We start from the raw sequence: 1593 nt of genomic DNA on the forward strand, positions 1-1593 counted from the left end.
GGCGCCCATGGTGACGGCGACCGCGTCGGCCCGCCAGCATGGGCGCCCGGGGCGCGATGCTCTGTCACGCCGGGCCGGCGCCGCTGATGGTGCCAGCACCGCAGGTCGCGACCGGCGACCCGTGCGGCGCGGGTGACCGGTTCGCCGCCACGGCCGCGCTCGCCCTCGCCGGGGGTGCGCTCGTCTCGGAGGCGGTGGTGGAGGCGGTCGCCGCCGCCACGGCCTACGTCGCGGCCGGGGGCATCAACGCCACCGAGCCGCCGGTCCACGAGAGCGGCGACGTGCACGACGTGATCGCTCGTGTCCGGGCCCGCGGGGGCACCGTCGTGGCCACCGGCGGCTGCTTCGACCTGCTGCACGTCGGTCACCTCGCCACCCTGCGGGCCGCGCGCCAGCTCGGCGACTGCCTGATCGTGTGCCTGAACTCCGACGACTCGGTGCGAGCGCTGAAGGGCCCGGACCGGCCGCTCACCAACGAGCGCGACCGCGCCCGGCTGCTGGCCGCCCTCGACTGCGTGGACGCCGTGGAGGTCTTCACCGAGACCACCCCGGACGCCGTCCTCGCCCGGCTGCGGCCGGACGTGTGGGTCAAGGGCGGCGACTACGCCGAGGTCCCCGAGTCGAAGGTCCTCGACCGCTGGGGCGGCCGGACCGTGATCGTGCCGTACCTCGACGGCCGGTCCACCACGAACACCATCGCCCGAGCGAAAGGCTGAGACACATGGACGCAGTACTGGTCACCGGAGGATCGAGCGGCCTGGGCGCCGCGGTCGTCGAGGCGGTCACCAAGGCGGGCGGCCGGCCGTACGTCATCGACCGGCAGCGGCCCGCCGAGGGGGTGCCGTGGGTCGAGTGCGACCTGGCCGACACCCGCGCCGCCGAGGCGGCCACCCGCGAGGTGATCGCGGACGCCGGCGGTCTCGACGGTGTGGTCACCGCGGCCGGGATGGACGTGCCCGGCGCTCTGGCCGACGTGCCCGGCGAGGTGTGGGACCGGATCATCCAGATCGATCTGATGGCGACCGCGGCGGTGATCCGGGCGGCGCTGCCCGCGCTGACCGACAGCCACGGCGGCATCGTCACCATCTCGTCCACATTGGGCATCAAGGCGGTCAGCGACGCGACCGCGTACTGTGCCGCGAAGTTCGGCGTGGTCGGCTTCACCCGCGCGCTCTCCGCCGAGCTGGCCGGGCAGGTCGGCGTCACGCTGGTCATCCCGGGCGGCATGCGGACCCGGTTCTTCGACGAGCGTGACGAGAAGTACAAGCCCGGCCCGGACGCCATCCTGAACGACCCGGCGAACGTGGCGGCGGCGATCCTGTTCGCGCTGCAGCAGCCGGCCGGCAGCGCGGTCCGGGAGCTGGTCATCGCGGCCGAGCGGGAGAGCTCGTACCCGTGATCCTGGTTCTCCGCGCGCTCGGCGTCGGCGATCTCGCGGCCGGAGTGCCCGCCCTGCGCGGCCTCCGCGCCGCGTTCCCCGATCGGCGTCTCGCCCTCGCCACCCCGGCCTGGCTCGGCCCGCTGGTCGCTCTGATCGGCGGCGTCGACGAGCTGATCCCGCTGGACGGCCTGGACCGGCCGCTGCCGTCGGTG

Annotated in this window: 1 protein-coding gene and 2 pseudogenes; all 3 read left to right on the plus strand. The window is 74.9% G+C overall.

Annotated elements, in window-relative coordinates; translation table 11 throughout:
- Positions 1 to 32: 32 nt before the first annotated feature.
- Positions 33 to 707, plus strand: a pseudogene (locus AB0M20_RS42470) (adenylyltransferase/cytidyltransferase family protein); the annotation flags it as partial.
- A gap of 14 nt (positions 708 to 721) precedes the next feature.
- A complete protein-coding gene (locus AB0M20_RS42475) occupies positions 722 to 1399 on the plus strand; it encodes an SDR family oxidoreductase (RefSeq protein ID WP_364307076.1) in 678 nt (225 codons plus the stop codon).
- Positions 1396 to 1593 (plus strand): annotated as a pseudogene (locus AB0M20_RS42480) (glycosyltransferase family 9 protein); the annotation flags it as partial. The gene AB0M20_RS42475 and the pseudogene AB0M20_RS42480, both read left to right, overlap by 4 nt.

It is taken from the genome of Actinoplanes sp. NPDC051633, assembly GCF_040681735.1.
Taxonomy (GTDB): domain Bacteria; phylum Actinomycetota; class Actinomycetes; order Mycobacteriales; family Micromonosporaceae; genus Actinoplanes.

Coding starts and splice junctions, on each gene's coding strand:
- AB0M20_RS42475 (WP_364307076.1), top strand. CDS start 722: ATGGACGCAGTACTGGTCACCGGAGGATCGAGCGGCCTGGGCGCCGCG.